The organism is Palleronia salina (assembly GCF_900141995.1).
In the GTDB taxonomy this organism is placed as follows: Bacteria; Pseudomonadota; Alphaproteobacteria; order Rhodobacterales; family Rhodobacteraceae; genus Palleronia; species Palleronia salina.
Genome location: NZ_FQZA01000011.1, coordinates 99,083 through 122,663 on the forward strand (window position 1 = coordinate 99,083; position 23,581 = coordinate 122,663).

General features: G+C 67.5%; 25 protein-coding genes, 2 tRNA genes and 1 pseudogene. 15 read left to right on the forward strand and 13 right to left on the reverse strand.

The genetic code is table 11. From position 1 onward, the window contains the following. The first annotated feature begins 96 nt into the window (after nucleotides 1-96). Together BUB76_RS14285 and BUB76_RS14290 are read left to right on the forward strand one after the other, a co-directional pair. Entirely contained in the window at nucleotides 97-231 is a 135-nt protein-coding gene (locus BUB76_RS14285) for an aa3-type cytochrome c oxidase subunit IV (RefSeq protein WP_073129476.1), read from the forward strand. A 5-nt stretch (nucleotides 232-236) separates the two neighbouring features. Then, nucleotides 237-857 carry a hypothetical protein gene (locus BUB76_RS14290; protein WP_073129477.1) on the forward strand — a complete coding sequence of 207 codons (621 nt, stop codon included), beginning with the start codon at nucleotides 237-239 and terminating at the stop codon, nucleotides 855-857. A gap of 28 nt (nucleotides 858-885) precedes the next feature. Here BUB76_RS14290 and BUB76_RS14295 read toward each other — a convergent pair whose 3' ends face one another. Both BUB76_RS14295 and BUB76_RS14300 read right to left on the reverse strand, forming a co-directional pair. Then, entirely contained in the window at nucleotides 886-1,209 is a 324-nt protein-coding gene (locus tag BUB76_RS14295) for an AzlD domain-containing protein (RefSeq protein ID WP_073129478.1), read from the reverse strand. Beyond that, entirely contained in the window at nucleotides 1,206-1,913 is a 708-nt protein-coding gene (locus BUB76_RS14300; protein WP_073129479.1) for an AzlC family ABC transporter permease, read from the reverse strand. The genes BUB76_RS14295 and BUB76_RS14300 overlap by 4 nt, the downstream gene beginning before the upstream one ends. A 64-nt stretch (nucleotides 1,914-1,977) precedes the next feature. Here BUB76_RS14300 and fdhD point away from each other — a divergent pair, with 64 nt between their 5' ends. Genes fdhD through BUB76_RS14320 form a run of 4 tightly spaced genes read left to right on the forward strand, consistent with a single transcriptional unit; the run spans nucleotide 1,978 to nucleotide 6,104 of the window. After that, nucleotides 1,978-2,868, forward strand: coding sequence for a formate dehydrogenase accessory sulfurtransferase FdhD (fdhD, locus tag BUB76_RS14305; RefSeq protein WP_073129502.1), 891 nt, complete (start codon nucleotides 1,978-1,980; stop codon nucleotides 2,866-2,868). A gap of 43 nt (nucleotides 2,869-2,911) precedes the next feature. Beyond that, nucleotides 2,912-3,514 (forward strand): molybdenum cofactor guanylyltransferase MobA, encoded by a 603-nt coding sequence (gene mobA, locus BUB76_RS14310; RefSeq protein WP_073129480.1) that lies wholly within the window; start codon nucleotides 2,912-2,914, stop codon nucleotides 3,512-3,514. Further along, complete coding sequence (gene mobB / locus BUB76_RS14315) at nucleotides 3,511-4,005, forward strand: molybdopterin-guanine dinucleotide biosynthesis protein B (RefSeq protein ID WP_073129481.1); 495 nt, start codon at nucleotides 3,511-3,513, stop codon at nucleotides 4,003-4,005. The genes mobA and mobB overlap by 4 nt, the downstream gene beginning before the upstream one ends. Next, nucleotides 4,002-6,104 (forward strand): molybdopterin-binding protein, encoded by a 2,103-nt coding sequence (locus BUB76_RS14320; protein ID WP_073129482.1) that lies wholly within the window; start codon nucleotides 4,002-4,004, stop codon nucleotides 6,102-6,104. The genes mobB and BUB76_RS14320 overlap by 4 nt, the downstream gene beginning before the upstream one ends. On the opposite strand, the gene lipB is transcribed toward BUB76_RS14320, so the two are convergent. Next, nucleotides 6,080-6,754: a lipoyl(octanoyl) transferase LipB gene (lipB, locus tag BUB76_RS14325; protein ID WP_073129503.1), complete on the reverse strand. Its 675-nt coding sequence runs from the start codon at nucleotides 6,752-6,754 to the stop codon at nucleotides 6,080-6,082. The two genes, BUB76_RS14320 and lipB, sit on opposite strands and share 25 nt — an antisense overlap. 160 nt (nucleotides 6,755-6,914) lie before the next feature. On the opposite strand from lipB, the gene BUB76_RS14330 reads away from it, so the two are divergent. Together BUB76_RS14330 and BUB76_RS14335 are read left to right on the forward strand one after the other, a co-directional pair. Further along, a complete protein-coding gene (locus BUB76_RS14330; protein WP_175550319.1) occupies nucleotides 6,915-8,270 on the forward strand; it encodes a peptidoglycan-binding domain-containing protein in 1,356 nt (451 codons plus the stop codon). A 115-nt stretch (nucleotides 8,271-8,385) separates the two neighbouring features. After that, nucleotides 8,386-8,471, forward strand: a tRNA-Leu gene (locus BUB76_RS14335). Between the two features lie 15 nt (nucleotides 8,472-8,486). On the opposite strand, the gene gph is transcribed toward BUB76_RS14335, so the two are convergent. Continuing rightward, nucleotides 8,487-9,161 (reverse strand): phosphoglycolate phosphatase, encoded by a 675-nt coding sequence (gene gph, locus BUB76_RS14340; protein WP_073129484.1) that lies wholly within the window; start codon nucleotides 9,159-9,161, stop codon nucleotides 8,487-8,489. Between the two features lie 180 nt (nucleotides 9,162-9,341). On the opposite strand from gph, the gene BUB76_RS14345 reads away from it, so the two are divergent. The 5 genes and pseudogenes from BUB76_RS14345 to BUB76_RS14365 form a co-directional block, all read left to right on the forward strand. Then, nucleotides 9,342-10,442: an ABC transporter ATP-binding protein gene (locus BUB76_RS14345; protein WP_073129485.1), complete on the forward strand. Its 1,101-nt coding sequence runs from the start codon at nucleotides 9,342-9,344 to the stop codon at nucleotides 10,440-10,442. Between the two features lie 92 nt (nucleotides 10,443-10,534). Further along, nucleotides 10,535-11,650 (forward strand): extracellular solute-binding protein, encoded by a 1,116-nt coding sequence (locus BUB76_RS14350; protein ID WP_073129486.1) that lies wholly within the window; start codon nucleotides 10,535-10,537, stop codon nucleotides 11,648-11,650. Nucleotides 11,651-11,768: 118 nt separating this feature from the next. Then, on the forward strand, nucleotides 11,769-12,056 hold the full coding sequence (locus tag BUB76_RS14355; protein WP_073129487.1) for a DUF1330 domain-containing protein: 288 nt from the start codon (nucleotides 11,769-11,771) through the stop codon (nucleotides 12,054-12,056). A 3-nt stretch (nucleotides 12,057-12,059) separates the two neighbouring features. Beyond that, nucleotides 12,060-13,811: an ABC transporter permease gene (locus BUB76_RS14360; RefSeq protein WP_084140679.1), complete on the forward strand. Its 1,752-nt coding sequence runs from the start codon at nucleotides 12,060-12,062 to the stop codon at nucleotides 13,809-13,811. Nucleotides 13,812-13,823: 12 nt separating this feature from the next. After that, nucleotides 13,824-14,675, forward strand: a pseudogene (locus tag BUB76_RS14365) (ABC transporter permease); the annotation flags it as partial. Nucleotides 14,676-14,763: 88 nt separating this feature from the next. Here the strand turns inward: BUB76_RS14365 and BUB76_RS14370 are convergent. The 8 genes from BUB76_RS14370 to BUB76_RS14405 all read right to left on the reverse strand — a co-directional run bounded on the left by BUB76_RS14370 (nucleotide 14,764) and on the right by BUB76_RS14405 (nucleotide 21,941). Further along, nucleotides 14,764-15,345 (reverse strand): PAS domain-containing protein, encoded by a 582-nt coding sequence (locus BUB76_RS14370; RefSeq protein WP_073129489.1) that lies wholly within the window; start codon nucleotides 15,343-15,345, stop codon nucleotides 14,764-14,766. A 204-nt stretch (nucleotides 15,346-15,549) separates the two neighbouring features. Continuing rightward, nucleotides 15,550-16,476 (reverse strand): AEC family transporter, encoded by a 927-nt coding sequence (locus BUB76_RS14375; protein ID WP_073129490.1) that lies wholly within the window; start codon nucleotides 16,474-16,476, stop codon nucleotides 15,550-15,552. Continuing rightward, on the reverse strand, nucleotides 16,473-17,270 hold the full coding sequence (locus BUB76_RS14380; RefSeq protein ID WP_073129491.1) for an MBL fold metallo-hydrolase: 798 nt from the start codon (nucleotides 17,268-17,270) through the stop codon (nucleotides 16,473-16,475). Before BUB76_RS14380 ends, BUB76_RS14375 begins: the two co-directional genes overlap by 4 nt. Further along, nucleotides 17,267-18,061: a TatD family hydrolase gene (locus BUB76_RS14385; RefSeq protein ID WP_073129492.1), complete on the reverse strand. Its 795-nt coding sequence runs from the start codon at nucleotides 18,059-18,061 to the stop codon at nucleotides 17,267-17,269. Before BUB76_RS14385 ends, BUB76_RS14380 begins: the two co-directional genes overlap by 4 nt. Before the next feature lie 31 nt (nucleotides 18,062-18,092). Continuing rightward, nucleotides 18,093-19,217, reverse strand: coding sequence for a DNA polymerase III subunit delta' (locus BUB76_RS14390; RefSeq protein WP_073129493.1), 1,125 nt, complete (start codon nucleotides 19,215-19,217; stop codon nucleotides 18,093-18,095). Beyond that, complete coding sequence (tmk, locus tag BUB76_RS14395; RefSeq protein WP_073129494.1) at nucleotides 19,214-19,828, reverse strand: dTMP kinase; 615 nt, start codon at nucleotides 19,826-19,828, stop codon at nucleotides 19,214-19,216. Before tmk ends, BUB76_RS14390 begins: the two co-directional genes overlap by 4 nt. Then, a complete protein-coding gene (locus BUB76_RS14400; RefSeq protein WP_084140680.1) occupies nucleotides 19,825-21,048 on the reverse strand; it encodes a D-alanyl-D-alanine carboxypeptidase family protein in 1,224 nt (407 codons plus the stop codon). The genes tmk and BUB76_RS14400 overlap by 4 nt, the downstream gene beginning before the upstream one ends. A 47-nt stretch (nucleotides 21,049-21,095) precedes the next feature. Then, entirely contained in the window at nucleotides 21,096-21,941 is an 846-nt protein-coding gene (locus BUB76_RS14405; protein WP_073129495.1) for an SPOR domain-containing protein, read from the reverse strand. A 190-nt stretch (nucleotides 21,942-22,131) separates the two neighbouring features. On the opposite strand from BUB76_RS14405, the gene BUB76_RS14410 reads away from it, so the two are divergent. Both BUB76_RS14410 and BUB76_RS17700 read left to right on the forward strand, forming a co-directional pair. Further along, nucleotides 22,132-22,221: transfer RNA gene (locus tag BUB76_RS14410), tRNA-Ser, on the forward strand. Nucleotides 22,222-22,565: 344 nt separating this feature from the next. Beyond that, entirely contained in the window at nucleotides 22,566-23,096 is a 531-nt protein-coding gene (locus BUB76_RS17700) for a hypothetical protein (RefSeq protein WP_139250881.1), read from the forward strand. 172 nt (nucleotides 23,097-23,268) lie between these two features. On the opposite strand, the gene BUB76_RS14415 is transcribed toward BUB76_RS17700, so the two are convergent. After that, a partial coding sequence (locus tag BUB76_RS14415; RefSeq protein ID WP_139250819.1) for an integrase core domain-containing protein occupies nucleotides 23,269-23,581 on the reverse strand: 313 nt, incomplete at its 5' end.

The window sequence follows — 23,581 nt, forward strand, 5'->3', positions numbered from 1 at the left end:
GTCGGCGGGATCGGTCCGCCGGGACGATTTCGCACCATGACAGCCCGTCGTGAATCGTCTATCACCCTGCCGGTAGCCAAGAGACGGAGCGCAGACATGGCCAAACATTCCCACGGTTCGATGGATATTTCCGAGCAGGAGAAGACCTTCAACGGGTTCGTCCGCTGGACCGTCCGCACGGTGGTGGTGATCATCGTCGCGCTGATCCTCCTGGCCCTGATCAACGGCTGATCTCGATGATCCGACAGTTCGTGGCGCTGTGCGCCCTCGCGCTTCTGACCGCCTGTGGCGGGGCCGACACCTTCGCGCCCGCTCCCATGGTCGAGGTCCAGCGGCGTGCCTACGTCCACGACGGCCCGGCCGAGATCACGCTCTACACCGTGATCAAGACCGAGTCCGGCGAAGGCCAGCACACCGCGCTGCTGATCAACGGCTCGCAGCGGGTTCTGTGGGATCCGGCCGGGTCATTCCGACATCCGCACGTGCCCGAGCGGGGCGACCTGCATTACGGGATCACCGAGCGGATCCGGAAGGTCTATGTCGACTATCACGTGCGTGACACGCACCACGTCATTGCGCAGACCAAGTCGGTGTCTCTGGCCCAAGCCGACCGCCTGATCGCGCTGGCCGCCGCCCACGGTTCGGCCAACCGGGCCACCTGCGCCCGCTCGACCAGCGGGATGCTGCGCGAGGTTGGTTTCGACGTAGGCTCGACCTGGTTCCCCAACGCGCTGCGGGACGATTTCGGCGCGCTTCCGGGCGTGACCTCGTTCCGGTCGGACCAAAGCAACGTGGACACCAGCCACGGCGTGACCTTCGACCCCGACTTCCAGCCGCCCGAGAACTTCTTCCTCTGATCCGCTAGTGGCTGACCGGCTCTGTCGGTCAGCCCAGCAACCACAGGAAGGTATAAAGCGACGCTGCCCCGGCCGCGATCGCGGCCAGCATGTTGCGGGTGACCAGCGCCACGCCCAGCGTGAACAGCGCGGCCAGACCCCGGGCCGGGTCGAACTGCCCGTCGGTCGCCGCGGGCGACAGCACCAGCGGCGCGATGATGCCCGGGAACAGCGCGACCGGGGTATAGCGCAGCAGGCGCAGCACGAATTCCGGCAGGCGGCGCGACCCGATCAGCCCCAGGAAGGAAAAGCGGATCAGGTACGTACCGGCGCCCAGCGCGAGGATGACGATCCAGACTTCGGCGCCGTTCATGCCCGCCGCTCCGACCAGGTTTCGATCAGCGCGCCGGTGACCATGGCCGCCCCACCGGCCAGAAGCAGACCCACGCCCGCCGGCAGGCCGGCGAAGGCCAGGCTCAGCGCGATGCTGACCAGCGCCGCGCCCACATGGGCGAGCGTCCGCAGCATCGGCCCCAGCATGGCAATGAAGGTCAGCGGCAGCGCGAAATCCAGCGCCCAGGCCTCGGGAATGCTCGCGCCCAGCAGGGCGCCCGCCAGCGACGACACGTACCAGAGCGGAACGATGGGCGTCGCGATGCCGAAGAACAGCGCGAGCTTGGCGCGCAGGTCCATCTCCGGCCGCTGATCATAGGTCGCGCTGGCCGCCGCGAAGGTCTGGTCCACCAGCAGGTAGGCGGCGCAGGCTCGCTGCCCCAGCGGCGCGGCCCCCAGGTGCGGCACCAGCGCGGCCGAGTACATCGCCATCCGCAGGTTCACCGCCAGCGCGGTCACGATCACCAGCCAGGTCGCCGCGTCCTCGCCCATCAGCGACAGGGCGGTGAACTGCGCCGCGCCCGCGATGACCAGCGCCGAGAATCCCATGGTCGCCCACAGGTTTAGCCCGGCCTCGGTCGCCACCACGCCGAACAGCGCGCCGAAGGGCACGATGACCAGGATGAAGGGCAGCCCGAGCAAAACACCTTGCCCGAAGGCCGATTTCGCGGTGGTGGCGCCCATGCGGACCTCTTATCCTGATCGTCCAAACGAAAGGGGAATTGGCCCGGACATGCGCGAAGATCAAATGACATCTGGTGATGGCGGCTATCTCATCGCACCCGACCCCGATGCCGTGCGGCTGACCCGTGCTGTACGCGGCGTCGATCACGAGGGCCGCGAGCAGGACATCGCGGTTGTCGAGGAACGGCCGCTGACCATTTACCTCAACGGGCAGGAGATCGTGACCGCCATGACCATCGGGGACTACCCCGAGTACCTGGCGCTGGGATTCCTGCGCAACCAGGGCATGCTGCGCGACGGCGAGGCGGTTACCGGCGTCGATTACGACGACGAGCTCGAGGTCGTCGTGGTGCGCACCGACCGGCCCACCGATCACGAGGAAAAGCTGAAGAAGAAGACCCGCACCAGCGGCTGTGCCGTGGGGACCGTGTTCGGCGACATGATGGAGGGGCTCGAAGGGCTGCGCCTGCCGCAGGCCGAGGTGCGGACAAGCTGGCTCTATGCGCTGGCCGACCGGATCAATCGCACCCCCTCGCTTTACCTCACGGCGGGGGCGATCCACGGCACGGTGCTGTGCCGGCAGGACCGACCGCTGGTCTACATGGAGGACGTGGGCCGCCACAACGCGGTGGACAAGGTGGCGGGCTGGATGCTGCGCGAGGGCGCGGACCCGGCCGACAAGATCCTCTACACCACCGGGCGGCTGACCTCCGAGATGGTGATCAAGTGCGCCCACATGGGCATCCCGGTGCTGGCCTCGCGCTCGGGCTTCACGGCCTGGGGCGTCGAGATCGCGCAGCAGGTGGGGCTGACCCTCATCGGCCGGATGCGCGGCCGCCGCTTCATGTGCCTCGCGGGCGAGGATCGGCTGGTCCGCGATGCCGACGCCGCCGGTCCCGACGAGGATCGCCGCCACCAGCGCAAGGGCCGCGACCTGTCGGAGGAGAAAACGTGAGCTTCTGCCAGGGTATCTTGCCTGACCGCGCCGGAGCGATCCGTTGACCGCGCCCCTCGGCGTCATTCTCGCGGGCGGGCAGGCCACGCGCATGGGTGGGGGCGACAAGGGCCTTCTGTCACTGGGCGACCGCAGCATCCTGGACGAGGTGATCGCCCGGCTGGCGCCGCAGGTTTCCGGGATGGCGCTGAACGCCAACGGGGACGCGGCGCGGTTTGCCGACCTTCGCCTTCCGGTCCTGCCCGACAGCGTGGCAGGGCATCCCGGGCCGCTGGCGGGTGTTCTCGCCGGGCTCGACTGGGCGGCGGGACAGGGGGCCGACCGGATCGTGACCGTGGCCGCCGACACGCCGTTCTTCCCGCGCGACCTCGTGGCGCGGCTCGCGGCGGCAGCGGAAGACGTGCCCATCGCGTTGGCCGCCACGCGCGAGGGCGACCGCGTCTATCGCCACCCCACCTTCGGGCTCTGGCCCGTTGCCCTGCGCGACGACCTGCGTGCGGCGCTGGCGGATGGCGTGCGCAAGGTCGTCATGTGGACCGACCGGCACGGTTGCGGACAGGCGCTGTTCCCGACCGATGGCTGCGATCCTTTCTTCAACGTGAACACACCCGACGACCTGGAGCAGGCCCGCGAGATGGCATCTTGAAACTCTACGGCATCACCGGATGGAAGAACGCGGGCAAGACCGGGTTGATGGAGCGGCTGGTGGCCGAGTTCACCGCCCGCGGCCACACGGTCTCGACCCTGAAACACGCCCATCACAGTTTCGACGTCGATCATCCGGGACGCGACAGCCACCGCCACCGCGAGGCCGGCGCGCAGCAGGTGCTGCTGAGTTCGGGCACGCGCTGGGCGCTCATGTCCGAGCTGCGCGGCGCGCCCGAACCGCCGATGGAAGAGCTGCTGGCCAAGCTCGCGCCCGTGGACCTGGTGCTGGTGGAGGGCTGGAAGCGCGACAGCCACCCCAAGGTCGAGGCGTGGCGGCCCGAGCCGGGCAACCCGCTGATCGCGCCCGGCGACCCCACCATCCGCGCCGTGGCCGCGGGCGGCCCGGTCGAGCTGACGGACCGGCCGGTGTTCGATCTGAACGACACCGCCGCCATCGCCGATTTCATGGCGGGCGAGGTGGGGCTTTGACGGGTTTCGACACGTTCGTGGTGGTCGACTGGTCGGCGGCCAAGGGTGTGCGCACCCCAGGCAAGGACGCGATCTGGGTCGGGATCACCCGGTCCGGTCGCGACGAGGCGCCGCGTCACTTTCCCACCCGGCGCGACGCGGAGTCCTGGCTGGCCGATTTCCTCCGGGCCGAGATCGCCGCGGGACGGCGCACGCTGGTGGGGTTCGATTTCCCCTTCGGATACCCCGAGGGCTTCGCCCGGGCCGTCTGCGGCAGCGCCGATCCGCTGGCGCTGTGGGATTGGCTGGCCGAGCGCATCACCGACGATGCGCGGGGCGTGAACAACCGCTTCGACGTGGCCTCCGCCATCAACCGCATGTTTCCCGGCATCGGCCCCTTCTGGGGCAAGCCGCAGGAAGAGGGCTATCCCGACATTCCCTATCGCGGCACGCACCGCGACGGGCATGGCATGGCCGAGAAGCGCGCCTGCGACCGCGCGGCAGGAGCGTCGTCCAGTGTCTGGCAGCTGTTCTTCAACCCGACGGTCGGAAGCCAGGCCCTGATGGGGCTGCCCATGCTGTCGCGCCTGCGCCGGATCGATGGTGTCGCCGCCTGGCCGTTCGAGGATTGGGACGAGGCGCGTGCCGTGCTGGTCGAGATCTGGCCGGGGCTGATCGAGCCGGCGATCAAGGCGGCGGGCGACGGCATCCGCGATGCGCACCAGGTGCGGCTGCTGGCGCGGGCGCTGTCGCGTCTGCCGGCGGAAGAACTGCGGGGCATGATGCAGGTGCAGGTGCAGGCGCCGGAGGAGGGTTGGATCCTTGGCGCGGGTCATGGCGAGCGGTTGACCGCGTTAGCCGCAAGTCCCCTGCGCCCGCCGCCCCTTTCGAACGATTGCTTCGCGCTGCCGCCCGGCGTGGACTGGACCCCGGTGGACGACGCGCTGGCGCTGCTGCGGGACCGGTTGCGGCCGGTGACCGGCATCAAGACCGTTGAAGTCGCGCGGGCGGATGGCCGCATCCTGGCCGAAGCCGCCCTGGCCCGGCGCGCCAACCCGCCGGGCGCGAACGCCGCCGTCGATGGTTACGGCTTCGCCCATGCCGCCACGGGCGAGGGGCCGCAGACCCTGCCGCTGGTCGATGGCCGGGCGGCGGCGGGTGCGCCCTTTCGCGGGACCGTGCCAGAGGGGCACGCGATCCGCATCCTGACCGGTGCATTGCTGCCGGGCGGCGTGGACACGGTGGTTCTGGAGGAAGACACCCGCAGCGATGGCGCGGCGGTGGCCTTCAACGGCCCCGTCAAGCGCGGCGCCAACACGCGGCGCGCGGGCGAGGACGTGGCGGCGGGCGATGAAGCCCTTCCCGTCGGGCACCTGCTGCGCGCGCCGGACCTCGCGCTGCTGTCGGCCGTGGGGCTGGCCGAGGTGCCGGTGCGCGAACGGCTGCGCGTGGGCGTGCTTTCGACCGGCGACGAGCTCGCCGCGCCGGGCAGCACCGACGACCCCGGCCGCACCTACGACGCGAACCGGCCCATGCTGCTGGCCATGGCCGCGCGATGGGGCCACTCGGCGGTGGACCTGGGCCACGTGGCCGACGACCGGACGGCCCTGCGCGACCGGCTGGACGGCGCGGCGGCGGACGTCATCCTGACTTCGGGCGGCGCGTCGGCGGGGGACGAGGATCACGTCTCGGCCTTGCTGCGCGAGACCGGCAGCCTCACCGCCTGGCGGATCGCGCTGAAGCCGGGGCGCCCCCTGGCGCTGGGAATGTGGGACGGCAAGCCGGTGTTCGGCCTGCCCGGAAACCCGGTCGCCGCCTTCGTCTGCGCTCTGATCTTCGCGCGGCCGGCATTGGCGGTGATGGCGGGCGGACCGTGGCCCGAACCGCTGGCGATGCAGGTGCCCGCCGGGTTCACCAAGCGCAAGAAGCCGGGCCGCCGCGAATACTTGCGCGCGCGTCTTCGCGACGGGCGGGCCGAGGTGTTCGCTTCGGAAGGGTCCGGACGGATCTCGGGGCTCAGCTGGGCCGACGGTCTGGTCGAGCTGCCCGACGGCGCGGTGACCGTGACCGAGGGCGACCCGGTGCGGTTCCTGCCCTATGCCGGGTTCGGGCTGGGCTGAGGCGCGTCGCCGAAGACGTCCTCGAAGCATTGGCGCAGCGCCACGTCCACGTCGGCCATGGTGACCGGCAGGCCCAGGTCGACCAGCGAGGTGACGCCGTGCTCGGTGATCCCGCAGGGCACGATCCCGTCGAAGTGGCTCAGGTCCGGCTCGACATTCAGGGACAGCCCGTGGAAGCTGACCCACTTGCGAAGCTTCACGCCGATGGCGGCGATCTTGTCCTCGGCCGGCGCGCCCGTGGCGGTGGGCGGCTTGTCGGGGCGGGCGACCCAGACGCCCACGCGCCCCTCGCGGATCTCGCCCCGCACGCCGAACCGGTCGAGCGTTGCGATCACCCACGCCTCGAGCTGGGCCACGAAGCGGCGCACGTCGTGCCCGCGCGCACCCACGTCGAGCATAACGTAGACCACCCGCTGGCCGGGGCCGTGATAAGTGTACTGTCCGCCGCGCCCGACCTCGTGCACCGGGAACCGGTCGGGGTCGCGCAGGTCCTCGGCCCGGGCCGAGGTGCCGGCGGTGTAAAGCGGTGGGTGTTCGAGCAGCCAGACCAGCTCGGGCGCTTCGCCCGCGCGGATGGCGGCGGCCCGCGCCTCCATGGCGGCCAGGGCCTCGACATAGTCCACGGGACCGTCGCTGATTTTCCATTCCACGCGGGTCATGGCGGGACAGAAAGGGACAAACCGTACACATTTCAAGCGCTCATCCGAAGCGAAGGGCGAAAACGGTGCTAAACTTCTGGCGAATCGGTCGGTGGCCCAGTCGGTCGCGTATGTTTCGTCCGGTCCCATCGCATTTTCAAAGGAGCATTCGATGAAACATCGCCCTATCATGTCCGCCATTCTCGCCGCTGCCATCATCGGCGTGCCCACCACCCGCGCCAGCGCGGATGCCGGTGATTTCGTCGCCGGCGCCATCATCGGCGGTGTCCTCGGCCACGCGGTGCGAAACCAGCCGCAACGGAAGGTCTACAGGTCGACGAAATCGACCAAGAAGGTCCATCGCCCGACGATCCCGGCAACCCAGGCCGGGCGCCAGATCCAGACGTCGCTGAATTATTTCGGTTTCAACGCCGGTGGCGTGGACGGCCAGCTGGGCCGCAAGTCCCGCGACGCGATCTCGCGCTACCAGGCCTACATGGGCTACCCGGTGACCGGGAACCTGACCACGTTCGAGCAGGATCTCCTCATCAGCTCGTATAACCGGGCGCAGGCCGGTGGATACGCGACCCAGCAGCAGATCGCCGCGCAGGTGGACGGGCCGCGCGGGCTGCTGAAGGTGTACCGCGCCGAGATGGCGGGCGGCACCGCGGTGCAGCCCGGAACCACCATGGTCGTCGCGCCGACGCCGGTCCCGGTCGCGCCCGTGCCCGCGGCGCCGCAGACGCAGATGGTGGCGGCCCCTGCGCCGCAGCCCGTTGTCCCGGTGGCTCCTGCCGCGGTCACGGCCGCCGCGGCCCCCGCGGCCGCAGCGACCGGCCCGCTGCCCAGTCTTTTCGGTGATAGCGCGGCGCCCAAGGCCGCGCTGGCCGAGCGGTGCCAGGCCATGGGGCTGGAGGCGGGCACGAGCTTTGCCTTCACGCCGTCCGACCGGATCACCAACCCCGATTTCGCCCTGTCGCAGCAATTCTGCGTGGCGCGCGCCTTTGCCATCGCGTCGGGCGACGCGCTGGCCCAGAGCCTGGGCGCGTCCGAGGAGCAGGTCGCGTCGCTCTGCGACGTCTACGCCCAGCGGATGGCCCCCTTCGTGGCTGCCGTCGGGGTGGCGAACCGCGACGCCGTGCAAACCATGGCCGCGGGTTTCGTGGGTGAGGCCGGCCTGCCCGAGGCGCAGCTAGCCGGGACCGCGCAGGTCTGTTTGGGGCACGGCTATGCCTCGGGTGACAGCGCCATGGCCATCGGGTCCGCGCTGCTGCTGGTCGGCACGGGGCAGGACGCCTATGGCGAAATCCTCGGGCACCACCTGCATGCCGGCGAAGGCGTTGCCGAGAACGCGTCCCGCGCCGAGCAATGGTTCGATGCCAGCCTGTCGGCCGCCGAGACCGACCCGGTCTTCGCGCCCAGCCAGCCCGACCGCCTGAAGGTCATGTCGGCGGTCCTGTTTCCCGACCGCGCGGTGGCGGTGCCCGCGTCGGCCCCGGCTCTGCCCACCTTCTCGATCACCGAGTGAACGGCGCTCCGTCGCGGCGCGCGATACACATCCTGCGCCGCGTCATTTCGGGTGAAACCCTCTTCACAAGGGGGACGCGAGCCGCTACACCCGCGCCACCCGGCCACCGAGAGATGCGGTAGTGGCGGAATGGTAGACGCGCAGCGTTGAGGTCGCTGTGGGGTAACACCCGTGGAAGTTCGAGTCTTCTCTACCGCACCATCTCTCGGGGCCGGATCAGCCTGACATCAGCACCCGTTCGGCCAGGTCCGGAAACTGCGACCAGTCGCTGAATGCGGCGGCGTGGGGCAGGGCCTCGGGCGGGCTGTGGCGATAGCCTTCGGTGAACAGCACGAACGGCACATCGGCCGCCCGCGCGGTTTCGCAATCGGTTTCGCTGTCGCCCACGTAAAGGCATGTATCGGCCTCCAGCGCGGCCATGGTGGCGTGCAGCATCTCGGGGTCGGGTTTGCGGGTGGCCAGGCTGTCGCCGCCGAACATGGCCCCCATCCGTGTATCGAGCCCGAAATGCGCCGCGACGAATCGCGCGGGGCCGATGGGCTTGTTGGTGCAGATCGCCATGGTGTGACCGCGGGCCGCAACCGTGTCGAGCGCCGCGAGCGCGCCAGGGTAGGGCTGCGTCAGGGCGACGGCGGTCTCGTATCGGTCGAGAAAATCGGCCAGGATCGGGTCCTGCAAGCTGTCGTCCAGATCCAGCGCCGCGCGGGCCCGGCTGACCAGGACAGGCGCCCCGCGGCCGATGAATCCGCGTGCCTGTTCAAGCGAAACCGAGCGTTCGTACGGTGCCAACGCGGCGTTCAGGGCCGCGTGAATATCGGGCGCCGAGTCCAAAAGTGTCCCGTCAAGATCAAAGATGATGGCCGCCACGATGCCCCCCGATGGCTTTTGCATTCGCGGCAAACTAACGCATGGCCCGGGTTAATCGACCGGGAATCCCGCGAAATCGGTCGATTTTACTGGGTTTCGTGGCGTTTTGAGAAATCTCGGCACCACTTGCTTGCATTGCGGGGCAGCGTTCGGTTTATTTCGCGACAAGATCGCGACAATGACGATCAATACGGGGAGAAACCGGTGCCAGACGGGACAAACAGCGAAGCTTTCGTTGCGTTCGATCGCGTGCAGAAAAGCTATGACGGCGAAACACTGGTCGTCAAAGACCTGAACCTAGCCATCGGGAAGGGCGAGTTCCTGACGATGCTCGGGCCCTCGGGGTCGGGCAAGACGACCTGCCTGATGATGTTGGCCGGCTTCGAGACCGCCACCCACGGCGAGATCCGGCTGGACGGGAAAGAGATCAACAACATTCCCCCGCACAAGCGCGGCATCGGGATGGTGTTCCAGAACTACGCGCTTTTTCCGCACATGTCGGTGGGCGAGAACCTGTCCTTCCCGCTGGAGGTCCGCAACATCGGCAAGGCCGAGCGCGAGCAGAAGATCAAGCGCGCGCTGGACATGGTCCAGATGGGCGACTTCGCCGGGCGCCGCCCCGCGCAGATGTCGGGCGGCCAGCAGCAGCGCATCGCGCTGGCCCGCGCGCTGGTGTTCGAGCCCGAGCTGGTCCTGATGGACGAGCCGCTGGGCGCGCTGGACAAGCAGCTGCGCGAAACCCTGCAATTCGAGATCACGAACCTGGCGCACGAGCTGGGCATCACCGTGGTCTACGTGACCCACGACCAGACCGAGGCGCTGACCATGTCGGACCGGGTCGCCGTGTTCGACGACGGCCGCATCCAGCAGCTGGCCGCACCCGACGCGCTGTACGAGCAGCCGCAGAACAGCTTCGTCGCGCAGTTCATCGGCGAGAACAACACGCTGCGCGGTGCCGTCACCAAGCTGAGCGGCGATCAGTGCGTGGTGAAGCTTGACGGCACCGGCGAAGAGATCGACGCGCTGCCGGTCAATGTCGGCAAGGTCGGCGACAAGACCGTCGTCTCGATCCGCCCCGAGCGTGTCGAGTTCAACCCCGATCTCGGGCCCGATGCGCATACGCTCGACGCCGAGGTCAAGGAATTCATCTATATGGGCGACGTGTTCCGCACGCGGCTGAAGGTTGCCGGGCGCGACGATTTCATCGTCAAGACCCGCAACCGCGCCGACCAGGTGCGTCTCTCGCCCGGCCAGAAGGTCAAGATCGGCTGGCTTCCGCAAGATTGCCGCGCGCTGGACGCCTGAAGCGTCCGGCGCCGCGGCCAACCTTCGATCCACGCCCGGAGACGGAGGTGCAACGAACCAAACGGGCAACTCATCAAGGAGAGATCCATAACATGAAACTGAAGACAATTCTTCTCAGCACCGGCATCGCAGCCACCGCTGGCGCCGTGTTCGCCGCGGGCCACGAGACCATGGCCGACGAAATGACCGTCGTGTCCTGGGGCGGTGCCTACCAGAACAGCCAGCAGAAGGCTTACACTGAGCCCTATGTCGAGATGAACCCCGACGTGAGCGTCACCTGGGACGAGTCCTCGGCCGAGGCCGTGGCCAAGCTGCGCGCCATGAACGAAGCCGGCAACATCACCTGGGACCTGGTCGACGTGGTGGCCTCGGACGCCATCCGCCTGTGCGACGAAGGCCTGGCGATGGAAGTCGACCATGACGAGCTGCTGGCCGAAGCCCCCGACGGCACGCCCGCCAGCGAAGACTTCGGCGACCTGATCGTCAGCGACTGCTTCATCCCGCAGATCGTGTATTCGACCACCGTCGGCTATCGCAACGACGCCGAAGGCTGGACCGGCGAGCCGGACACCATCTGCGCGCTGTGGGACCAGGAGAACTTCCCCGGTCAGCGCAGCCTCGAGCGTCGTCCGATCGGCAACCTGGAATGGGCCCTGCTGTGTGACGGCGTCGCCAAGGAGGACATCTACGACGTTCTCGAGACCGAGGAAGGCCAGGACCGCGCCTTCGCCAAGCTCGACGAGCTGAAGGACAACACCATCTGGTGGACCGCCGGCGCCGACACGCCGCAGCTGCTGGCCGACGGCGAAGTCGTCATGGGCTCGACCTACAACGGCCGTTTGTTCAGCCTGATCGCCGAGCAGGACCAGCCGGTGTCGATGCTGTGGGACGCCCAGGTGTTCGACCTGGACGGCTGGATCATCCCCGCCGGCCTGTCGGACGAAAAGCTGGCCCGCGTGAAGGACTTCCTGAACTTCGCGACCGACACCCAGCGTCTGGCCGACCAGTCGAAGTACATCAGCTACGGCCCCGCGCGTCAGTCGTCGGCCCCGCTGGTGAGCACCCACGCCGAGCTGGGCATCGAGATGGCGCCGCACATGCCGACCGACCCGGCCAACAGCGAGAACACCTTCCTCTACAACTACGAGTGGTGGGCTGACTATCGCGACGACCTGGACGCCAAGTTCCAGGCCTGGCTGTCGCAGTAAGCTTGATCCTTGCGAAGGGGCGGCGTGGCCGCCCCTTCGTCCCACATCCCCGAGCTTATCCGCGATGATCCGACATGGATCATTTCGGATGATCTTGTAGAGCGGCAGGAGGACGGACATGCCCAAAGGCTATATAATCGGCCATATCAAGGTCACCGATCCCGAGGGTTACCCCGAGTACGTTCGGCGCGACACGCCGATCCTCGAATCCCACGGCGCGCGCTTCATCGTGCGTGGCGGCGAGTCCGAGACGCCCGAGGGCACGGACATGGGCCGGCACGTCGTGATCGAGTTCGACAGCTACGAAGCCGCCAAGGCCGCCTATCACGACCCCGAGTACCAGGAGGTCGCCGATATCCGCCGTCGCTGCGCCGAGAGCACCATCATCCTTGTCGAGGGGACCTGAGCCATGACCAGCGCGACCGATCCCGACGCCTATACCGGCGCAACGCCCGACAACGCCATCCGCGACGCCGACCGTGCCGAGAAGGGCCCGGTTCTCGCCGCCGACGGCACGCCGCTGAAGGCATCGCTGGCCCGGTCGCTGCGGGTGCAGAAGCTGCGGGCACTGGGCCTGATCGCGCCGCTGCTGATCTTCATCCTCGTCACCTTCATCGCGCCGATCGCCGACATGCTGTTCCGGTCGGTCGAGAACCAGATCGTGTCCGAGACGCTGCCGCGCACGGTGCAGGAGCTCGAGCGCTGGGACGGTGAAAGCGTTCCGGACGAAGAGACGTTCCGCGCGCTCGCCGCCGACCTGATGATCGCGACCGAGCTGAAGAACCACACCCGCCTCGGCAGCCGCCTGAACTACGAGACGACCGGCATCTCGTCGCTGTTCCGCCAGACCGGCCGCGACATGGACGAGGTGGGAGAGGTCTACCTGGACCAGTTCGTCGAGCTGGACGAGGCCTGGGAAGAGCCCGAGACCTGGATGACGCTGATGGCGTCCGACGACTGGCTGACCGCGCGGGACCAGTGGGCCACCGACAAGGAAGAGGCCGAAGCGGCGCAGGACGCGGCCACCACGGCCGAAGAGGCCATCGCGCTGGAATTCACCACGCCCGAGCCCGATTTCCAATTGAACCAGATCTCGCAGGAAGCGCTGCCGCGCACGGCCTCGATCTATCGCCAGTTCGCGCAGGTCATCCAGTCCGAGGACGAGGACAGCCCGTCCGAGGAAGAGCCCTGGGCCATCGTCTACCAGGCGCTTTACGAGGACCTGACCGCCGGCCGCGGCGAAGGCTACGACGGCGATATCGCGGGCCTTCTGACCGAAGCGCGCGAGGCCGTCGGCAGCTTCGAGGAAGTGCCGGTCCGCGAATTCTTCCTCGAGGAAGTCGACGAGGACTGGGCCGACCCGGAAGTCTGGGGCACAATCGAGGCCTTCTCGTCGCCCTATACCGCCGGCTACTTCCTGGCGTCGGCCGACTTCCAGCTGACGCCGCAGGGCATCGAGCGGCAACCTGAGGACCAGCAGATCTACGGCCTGTTGTTCCAGCGGACCATGTTCATGTCGCTGACCATCATGTTCAGCTGCATCGTGCTGGGCTACCCGATCGCGTTCCTGCTGTCGAACCTGCCCGTGCGCACTTCGAACCTGCTGCTGATCCTGGTGCTGCTGCCGTTCTGGACGTCGCTGCTGGTGCGGACTTCGGCCTGGAAGGTGCTGCTGCAACAGCAGGGGGTCATCAACGATATCCTGGTCTGGATCGGGCTTGTGGCCGACAACAACCGTCTTGAGCTGATCAACAACCAGACCGGCACGATCATCGCCATGACGCATATCCTGCTGCCATTCATGATCCTGCCGCTCTATTCGGTGATGAAGACGATCCCGCCCTATTACGTGCGCGCGGCCAAGTCGCTGGGTGCCACGCCCTTCACGGCGTTCCGTCGGGTCTACTTCCCGCAATCGGTGCCGGGGATCGGCGCGGGTTGTATCCTCGTCTTCATCCTGGCCATCGGCTACTACATCACGCCCGAACTGGTGGGCGGCACGACCGGTACGTTCATCTCGAACCGGATCGCCTACCACATCTCCAGCTCGCTCAACTGGGGTCTGGCGGCGGCGCTTGGGTCGATACTGCTCGCCCTCGTGCTGGTGCTTTACTACCTCTACGACCGCATCGTCGGCATCGACAACGTGAGCCTGGGATAAGGAGAGAACACCATGGAACTTCCCCCCTATGCCACGACTGGCGAGCGGATCTGGTTCTATACCTTCCGCGTGATCTGCGGCCTGATCTTCTTCTTCCTGATCGCGCCGATCCTCACGATCATCCCGCTCAGCTTCAACGCCGAGAACTTCTTCACCTTCACGCCGGGCATGCTGGCGCTGGATCCTGATGCCTATTCGATGCGGCACTACGAGGATTTCTTCACCAACAGCCAGTGGCAGACGGCGCTGCGGAACTCGATCCAGATCGCACCGGCCGCCACGCTGCTGTCGGTGAGCCTGGGCACGCTGGCCGCGGTGGGCCTGTCGCAAAGCCACGTGCCGGCCCGTCGGGCGATCATGGCGATCCTGATCTCGCCCATGATCGTGCCGCTGATCATCTCGGCCGCCGGGATGTACTTCTTCTACTCGCGCATCGGCCTGCAGGGCACCTGGATCGGCGTCGTGCTGGCCCACGCCGCCTTGGGCATTCCCTTCGTCATCATCACGGTGACGGCGACGCTGGTGGGCTTCGACAACTCGCTGACGCGGGCCTCGGCCAACCTGGGCGCGGGACCGGTCCGCACCTTCTTCAAGGTGCAGATGCCCCTGATTCTGCCGGGCGTGATCTCGGGCGGCCTGTTCGCCTTCATCACCTCTTTCGACGAGGTCGTGGTGGTGCTGTTCGTCGGCTCGGCGGGACAGAAGACGCTGCCGTGGCAGATGTTCATCGGCCTGCGCGAACAGATCTCGCCCACGATCCTGGCGGTCGCCACGATCCTCGTGGTGATCTCGATCGCCCTGCTGACCACTGTCGAGCTGCTGCGCCGCCGCTCGGAGCGCCTGCGCGGGCTGTCGCCCAGCTGACGCGGCAGGATACCGGAACAGGAAAGGCCCGGCGCGCAGGAAGCGGCCGGGCCTTTTCGTTTCGCCAAGGCGGCGCCGGAGCGATCCGTCAGCCGGTCCGCAGCCCGTTCACGGATTTCTGGCATTTGGCCGACAGGTCGTTCAGCATCTCGGCCATATCCTCGGGCACGGGATCACCGCTGGCGCTGACCCAGTCGGCCATCTGGGCGGTGAGGGCGGCAAAGCGCGTCAGCTCGTCCAAGGCCGCGGCGGCGGTCCTGGCGCTGGTGTCGATCTCGCAGGTCTCGGGGCCATCGGCCGCGACAAGGCGGCTTATGGCCAGAACGGTCTCGTAGTCGTTGCCGCTGCCCAGAAGTGGACAGATGTCGATTTCCCATTCGCCGCCGTCGAAGCTCAGCCGGTGGGTCGAGCTTTCGCCCATGAAGGCGCAGGAGACGGCCATCTCGATGGTCGTGCGGTCGGCGCCGGTCCACATCTCGGACCACTTCTCCCCGCAAAGCGCCGCGCCGTCGGTCGCCTGCAGCAGTTTCTCGCCCGCGTCGTTGATGGCGGTGATGCGGCCCCTGCGGTCGATCACCTTGACGCAAAGGTCGGGGCGGGCGGCCAGCGCGGCCAGGGAGGCGTTCCCGAAATTTCGGTTGGCGATATTCGGAAGAGCGACGTCGTCCATCGTGTTAGGTCCCAAAACTCATGTAATTCGGCCTGCCACGAGCTTTCTGCAGATGGGCCTGTCGGGAAGGCGCTGCCTTCCCGTCCTGATCCTGCCGTACGATCCCGTGCCGGGAAAGCTCGACTGTACCAGTGAGTCAGAACTTTCATGGGATCGTGGCGTGCTTGCGGCGAAACCAAGGATTCCGGCGCCGACCTGCGGGGCCTACGGAAGGATCAGAAGCCACAGCCAGATCGACAGGATCGACAGCGCCGTGGCGATCAGCACGCCCGAGGCGGCCGTGCGCCGCGCCGCGCCGTAGATGTTCGCGAAGATGTAGGCGTTGACGCCGGGCGCCATCGCGCCGGTGATGACCGCCGCGCGCAAGGCTTCCGGGCCCAACCCGAAGAGCAGCCCAAGCCCCAGGGTCAGCGCCGGATGGACCACCAGCGAGGCCACGCAGACCAGCCCGATCAGCCGCAGGTCGCCCTCGGGCTTGTAGCGGTACAGGATGCCGCCCAGACCGAACAGCGCGGCGGGCAGCGCGGCGCGGATCATCATCTGCAGCGCGTCGTCCAGCACCTTGGGCAGTGAAAGTCCCGTCAGGTTCACCACGAACCCCAGGCCGATCCCGATGACCAGCGAATTGTGGAACATCGCGTTGCCGACCTTGCGCCCCAGCCCCATCAACGTGGTCTGCTTGGCACGCACCAGCTCCATGGCCGTCACGCCGACCAGGTAGCAGAAAGGCGCATGGATCGCGATGATGGCATAGTTGAAGCGCAGGCTTTCGGCGCCGAAGGCGCGCTCGGCGATGGGCAGGCCCAGCAGCACGGTGTTCGAGAACAGCCCGCAGAACCCGATGGCGACCGCATCCTCCCAGCCGCGCCCGAAGAAGCGCGCACCAAGAACGCCCAGCAGGAACCCCGAGGCGGCGCCCACGTAGAAGCTTGCGAGGATCGGCCACGTGAACTCGGCACCGAGGTCGAGCGTGGCGATGGCGCGGAACAGCAGGCAGGGGATGGCGAAGCCCTGCGTGAACTTCATCAGTCCTTCGACCGCGCTGTCGGCGAACAGCCCGCGCCACACCGCCAGGTAACCCGCCCCGATCACCAGGAACACGGGCAGGATGACGTCGAGAAGGGCGCTCATCCCCCTTGCGCCAGCACAAGGCCGTCATGGGCCGGGATGACGTGGTCGGGGGTCTCGTCCAGCACGGTCCGGTAATCCAGGTCCACGTGCATGTTGGTCAGGACCGCCCGGCGCGGCGCCGCGCGCGCGATCCAGTCCAGCGTGTTCGCCAGGTGCGAATGGCTGGAATGGGGCTCGCGCCGCAGGGCGTCGATGATCCAGGTGTCCAGGTCGCGCAGCTGGTCCCACGCGGCGGGCGGAATGTCCGACACGTCCGGCAGGTAGGCCATGTCGTCGATGCGGAATCCCAGCGCCTCGATCCGCCCGTGCTGCACGCGGATCGGCTCGAACGTGATCGGGCCGCCCGCCCCCTCGACGGTGACCGGCCCGTCGATCGGGTTCATGTCGAGGATCGGCGGATAGCTCGACCCCTCGGGCGTCTCGAACGCGTATTGGAACCGGGTGTAAAGGCTGGCCGTGGTGGCGGCATCGGCCCAGACCGGCAGTCGCGCCCGCATGTTGAAGACGATCATCCGCAGGTCGTCGATCCCGTGGCAGTGATCGGCGTGGGCATGGGTGAACACGACGCCGTCCAGCCGCGCGATACCGGCATCCAGAAGTTGCGACCGCAGGTCCGGAGACGCGTCGACGAGCACCTGCGTGGTGCCTTCGCTGCCCTCCCGTTCGACCAGGATGGAACACCGCCGCCTTGCATTGCGCGGCTCGTTCGGGTCGCAATCGCCCCAAAGTCCGCCCAGACGCGGCACGCCGCCGGAGGACCCGCAGCCTAGGATTGTGACGCGCAGATCGCTCATGCCTTTCCCCACGCCGCCGCCTTCGCGAAGAGCCGGTCGAAATTCGCCTCGGTCGCCTTGGCGAAATCGGCGTAGTCCAGCCCGAAGACCTCGGCGCCCACGCGCGCGGTGTGGGCGGTGTAGGCCGGTTCGTTGCGCTTGCCGCGATGGGGCGGGGGCGCAAGGTACGGGCTGTCGGTTTCCACAAGGATCCGGTCCAGCGGCGCGGCGGCGAAGATGTCCCGCAGCTCTTGCGATTTCTTGAACGCGGCGATGCCCGACATGGACAGGTAGAAGCCAAGCTCCAGCGCGGTTTCGGCCAGGGCCGCCCCGGAGGAGAAGCAGTGCATGACGCAGGAATAGCTGCCGGCCGCGTGCTCCTCGGACAGGATGCGGGCCATGTCGTCGTCGGCGTCGCGGGCGTGGATGATCAGCGGCAGGCCGGTCTGGCGCGCGGCCTCGATATGGATGCGCAGGCTTTCGCGCTGCACCGCCGCGCTGTCGCCGGTGTAATGGTAATCCAGCCCCGTCTCGCCGATGCCGACCATCTTGGGGTGCCGGGCGAGCGTCAGCAGGTCGTCGACGCTTGCCATGGGCTCGGACGCGGCGCTCATGGGGTGGGTGCCCGCGGCCCAGAAGACGGGATCATGCGCCTCGGCGATGGCGCGGACCTGGTCGGCCTGCCGCAGCTTGGTGCAGATCGTGACCATCCGGGCCACGCCCGCCTCGCGCGCGCTGGCGACGATGGCGTCGCGTTCGCCCTCGAAATCGGGAAAATCCAGGTGGCAATGGCTGTCAGTGATGGTGGTCATCGGGCCCCGTGTCCGTCCTACGGGCGGCTAGTTAGCGCGAAAGGATCGCGCGGCCCGTGTCGTTCAGCGTGAGGCCCGTATCGAGTATGAGCGTGGAGGGGTCAAGGTTCACCGCCCGCCCATGTGCCAGCCGCGCCGCCACGCTTTGGTGCAATGTCGCCCACTCCCGCGCGGCCCGTGGGTCGGGCGACAGGCGGGCCAGCATGTCCGCCTCGCCCTTGGCTGCCTCGGCCTCGGGCGGGGCACCGGCGCCCGCGCGGGCCAGACGTGCGATCAGCAGGTCGATGAGCCGCACCAGCGTGTCGAGCTTGGCCAGTCCCACGTTGCCCGCCAGCCCCTGCGACAGCGCCACCAGCCCTTGCCGGTCCATGTCCGGACACCCGCGCATCAGCGCCACCAGCCGCGCATATGTGGCCGGCCCGTTCTCATGCAGAAGGCGTGCCGCTTCGCCAACCGATCCCTCGGCCAGCTGCGCCATGACCATCTCGGGTACATCCGTCTGCAACCCCGCCTGTTCGAGCGCGGCGCCCAGGTCCGCGGGACCCAGCGGCGCACAGCCCAGCGTCCGGCAGCGCGACCGGATCGTCGGCAGCAGCCGCGCGGGCGCGTGGCAGACCAGCAGGAAGGTGGTCAGGGCAGGGGGCTCTTCCAAGAGCTTCAGGATGGCGTTCTGGGTCGCCACGTTCATCTGGTCGGCGCTGTCGATCAGCACCACCCGCCGCCCGCCATCCGCGGCCGAGAGATGCAGGAAGGATTTCAGCTTGCGCGCGGTATCGACCGTGATGTCGCGGCGCGGCGTGCCGGTCTGCGGGTTCACGGTGGGCCGCGTGAGGAACAGCCGCGGCTCGCCCAGGGATGCCACGCGCGCGACCACGGGGTGATCTTCGGGCGTGTCCAGGCTGTCCGGCGCGGCGGGTGCGAACATGCCGCCGTCCCCCTCGGGCTGCGACAGCAGGAACCGCGCGATGCGCCAGGCCAGCGTGGCCTTGCCGATGCCACGCGGCCCGGTCAGCAGCCAGGCGTGGTGCAGCGTGCCCGCGTTGTAGGCGTCGAGGATCGCGGTCTCGGCCCTGTCTTGGCCGAACAGCCGCGCGGTGTGGCGCGGGTGGGGCACGCCCTCGACGCGGTCGGGTTCGTATTGCTCTTCCTCGCTCATGGCAGCGCGGCCCAGACGTCCCGCGCCACGGCCTCGGCCGCGCGGTCTCCGTCGATGACGCGGAAGCGATGGGGCGCCTCCTTTGCCAGGGCGAGAAAGCCCGCGCGCATCCTTGCCTGCATCTCGGCGCCGAAGCTCTCGAACCGTTCCTCGACGCCTTGCCTCCCCAATGCGCGGGCGAGGCCGGTCTCGGGGTCCATGTCGATCAGGAAGGTGCGGTCGGGCTCGATGCCGATCATCATGTCGTGGAGCGCGTCGACCTGCGCCCGCAGATCGGCCCGCGACAGCCCCTGGTACATGCGCGTGCTGTCGGCGAAGCGATCGCAGATCACGGTGGCGCCGCGCGCCAGCGCGGGCCGGATCAGCCGTTCCAGGTGGTCACGGCGCGCGGCGGTGAAAAGCAGCAATTCGCATTCGGCGGACCAGCGGTCGGGATCGCCTTCCAAGACCAGGCGGCGGATTTCCTCGGCGCCGGGCGATCCGCCCGGTTCCCGCGTGAGCACGACCTCGCGCCCCTCGGCACGCAGCCGGTCGGCGAGCATCCGCGCCTGTGTGGATTTGCCCGACCCGTCGATGCCCTCGAAGCTCAGGAACAGGCCGTCCTGCGTCACTGGGGCGTGACGGCCGCTGCGGCGTCGGCGACGGCTTCTTCGGCGGCGGCCGCAAGCTCATCGGCGCCGGTCGCGCCCAGCAACTGGCGGAACAGCACGCCGGCCGCCGTCTTCAGCCGCGGAACGAAGCCCGCCGCGGACACGGCCCGGTCGGCCAGGAGCGGCATCTCGGTGTCGGGAAGCCCTTCGACCTTGATGACCAGCGTGCCGATCTGCTGGCCTTCGGCGATGGGGGCCTGGATGGGGCCGGTGAACACCGCCTCGGCCACCACGTTGTCCTGCGACAGGGCGGGGATCAGCATCTCGGCGTCGTTGGCCGCCACGAGACCCACCTGCGCGGTGTTGCCCAGCCAGACGTCCGCCATCGCCACGGACTGTCCCTTGGACACGACCTGGCGTTCGACGAACTGGCGGAAGGCCCAGCTGACCATGCGCTCGGCTTCCTCGGCGCGCGCCTTCTCGGAGTCGAGCCCCGAGATCACGAAGACCACGCGCCGGTCGCCCTGCGCCGCCGAGCCGACCAGCCCGTAGCCCGCTTCCTGGGTGTGCCCGGTCTTCAGCCCGTCCGCGCCGATCCCCAGCCCCAGAAGGGGGTTGCGGTTGTTGTGGTTCGCGGGAACGCGCCCGTCATATTCGAAGATCGTCTGCGCGAAATACCCGTAGAGATCCGGAAACTCGGTGATCAGCCGCGTGGCGAGGATGCCCAGGTCGTGCATGGACATGCGGTGGTTCGGGTTCGGCCAGCCCGAGGCGTTGGCGAAGGTCGATTGGGTCATGCCCAGGTCGCGGGCACGCGCCGTCATCTGGCGGGCGAAGGCATCTTCGCTGCCGGCCAGGCCCTCGGCCACCACGACGCAGGCGTCGTTGCCCGACTGCACGATGATGCCCTGGATCAGCTCTTCGACCGTGGGGCGGTCGTTCTCGGTCAGGTACATGGAGGACCCGCCCAGCGCGGCGGCGCGCGACGACACGCCAAAGCGCGTGTCCATGCTCACGCGGCCATCGCGCAGAGCCTCGAACAGCATGTTCAGGGTCATCAGCTTCGACATGGAGGCGGGCGGCAGGGGCACGTCGGCGTTCTTCTCCATCAGCACCGTGCCGGTGCCCACGTCATAAACCCAGGCGGATCCGGCGCGGGTGTCGAACTCGGCCTGCGCCAGGGCGGCGCCGGCCATCATGATGGCCGGGACGGCCCAAAGGATCCGGAACAGGCGTGTCATCTGGTGGCCCTTTCGTAGCGGCGTTTGACGAGTCGGAAACCGGTGTATCAGCCCGACACGTAATAGGCATCCTCGAAGCCCAGCTCTTTCACTTTCGCGAGAACGGCGGCGCGGTCGGCGCTGTTGGTCGAGGGGCCGACGATCACGCGGTAGAAGGTCTTGCCTTGGGTGGTCTGCTCTTTCACCGTCGGCACGACCCCGATGCCGCGCAGGGATTGCGCGGTGTTCTGGGCGTTGTCCTGCACGCTGAAAATGCCGATCTGGATGAAGGGCTTGTCGAGGCTCGAAACGGGGCGCGCCGCCGCGGTCTCGGCCGGCTGGCTGGCCGGCGTTTCGCTGGCGGCGGGCGCGTCCAGCGACTGGGCCGCGATCGTGTCGGGGGCCGACAGGCTCTCGGTATCGGCCTCGGCCGCGCCCGTCTCGGGCGTCACGGTGGCCTCGGTCGTCGCCGGCTCGGCCGCGGACTCCTCGCGCCGCAGCGCGGTCACGTTCAGCGTGACCGGTGCACCCGCCAGCATGCCAAGCGCCTCGGCCGCGTCCGAGCTGACCTGCAACCGGGGGCCCGGGTTCTCGCGCTCGCGGCGGAACAGGGCACCGATCACGAAGTTGCCGTTGCTTTCGTTGCGGATGATCACGCGCTCGGGTTCGTCCACGTCGGGATGGGCGACCCAGACGCCGCCCAGCGACGGCCGGCCGTCCCACAGGCCCGGCTCGGTCACCTGGAACACCTCGGGTGCCTCGACGTCGCGCTCGACCAGTTCGGTGGTGCGGCCCGCGGGCGCCGCGTCGTCGCCGCCCCCGCCGAAGGGCCCGTCGCCGCCGACGCATGCCGCAAGGGCAAGGCCCGCCACGGTCAGGGAGAGCGGTCGGAAAATGGATCGCGTGAAATTCATGCCTGTCCTCGAACCGGCGGCGCGCGGCCGCCTGAGATGTCCTGATTGCTGCCCGATCGGCCCTTGGCGGGCCTTTTGACGTTGATGATAGCGGCTCCGCCCCGCGCTGCAAAGCACTTCGCGCCCGCCCGCGCGATTTCACGCCGCGACCCTTCCCATCGCGCCGCCGAGACGCTAGCACGGCCGCGTCGGAGGAGTGGCAGAGTGGTCGATTGCACCGGTCTTGAAAACCGACGTAGGTGAAAGCCTACCGTGGGTTCGAATCCCACCTCCTCCGCCAAATACCATGTTTTAATCCAATATGTTGTTTTTGTTGATTTTTCAAGGAGGGTTCTTGGTGCATTCCACCCACGTTTACCACCCACGAAAACAGTTGAGAACAGAGACAGTCCAATGCTGCTTGGTAGCGTGAACACCTCCGTGGCAGTGAACGGCCTCTACATCCTAGCCAGGGATTTGCAGAGCAATCTCGGTCACTACAGCTTCAACCTATTTGCATCGACCCACGACGAGACCCACAGGGTTCGCTTGTTGGGCTCAGCGACGCCGCTATAATATCGAGAGCACTTCCTTGTGCTTTGCACAGGCCATCACATCAGTGACGTCGATCCTGAGGACATAAGCATGCTTACCGAGGATTGTGAGTTCGCGGTCACCTCTTCGGGCTACACTGCACCTATGATCGGCCCTGAGGGTGCGGAGCACGACCTACAAGATATCGTAATCTTCAACTTTTCCGACGCTTGCGATGAACATCCTAAACTCAAACATCGGTTCTTCAGGCTTGGGGCGTTCCCGCCTGACTGCTTCAGTGACGCAATCGTTGCGGTCCTCAACTACGGCTACCCTTCGATGGATCAGGTCAATGAGCTAGATGAGAAAAAGCACATCGGCTCCCTGCGAAGGTCCACGACGCTTAAACCGTACGGTCAACCGCACGACCCAACCCTCCTACACCTAAAGCCCCTGAAAGAACTATCTTTCGACCCGGACGGTCTAAGCGGTGGTCCGAATTTTGTGGTCCAATCTTCAAACGACGACTTTCAAGTATATTTCGCAGGGATCACCGTCCGAGCAGGAAAACATGACCTTTATCTGGTGAAGAGTGGATTCATTAGACGTTTGCTAGACGCCTCAATCGACCTGAGAGCCTAGTAACAAACCTCTTTCTGATCGCGGCCTGATCGATACCCCAACTACGTCGGTCAATATCTGGGTTCTCTTCGCTACCAAGTCTGAAGGAAGATAGAGAGGGTGCCACGTGCGAGTCGGGGAACTTCCGGCAGAAAGACTTGAGCTGCCCCAACCGAGTGGTCCAGGTTGATTGTTAGTGCATCGCTGGTCGCCGGTCGACGGCTATGATGCTCTCCGGCGCCGGAGGCCTGTAGCCCAAGGCGCTGTGGGGCCGGACGGTATTGTAGTGGCGACGCCACCGCTCGATGAGGATCTGGGCCTCACGGAGCGAATAGAAAACCTCTCCGTCGAGCAGCTCGTTGCGGAATCGAGCGTTGAAGCTTTCGCAGTAGCCGTTCTCCCAAGGTGAGCCAGGCTCGATGTAGGCGGTCTTGGCACCGACGGCGCCGATCCAGTCGCGGACCTTCAGAGCAACAAATTCGGCACCGTTGTCGGACCTTATAAAC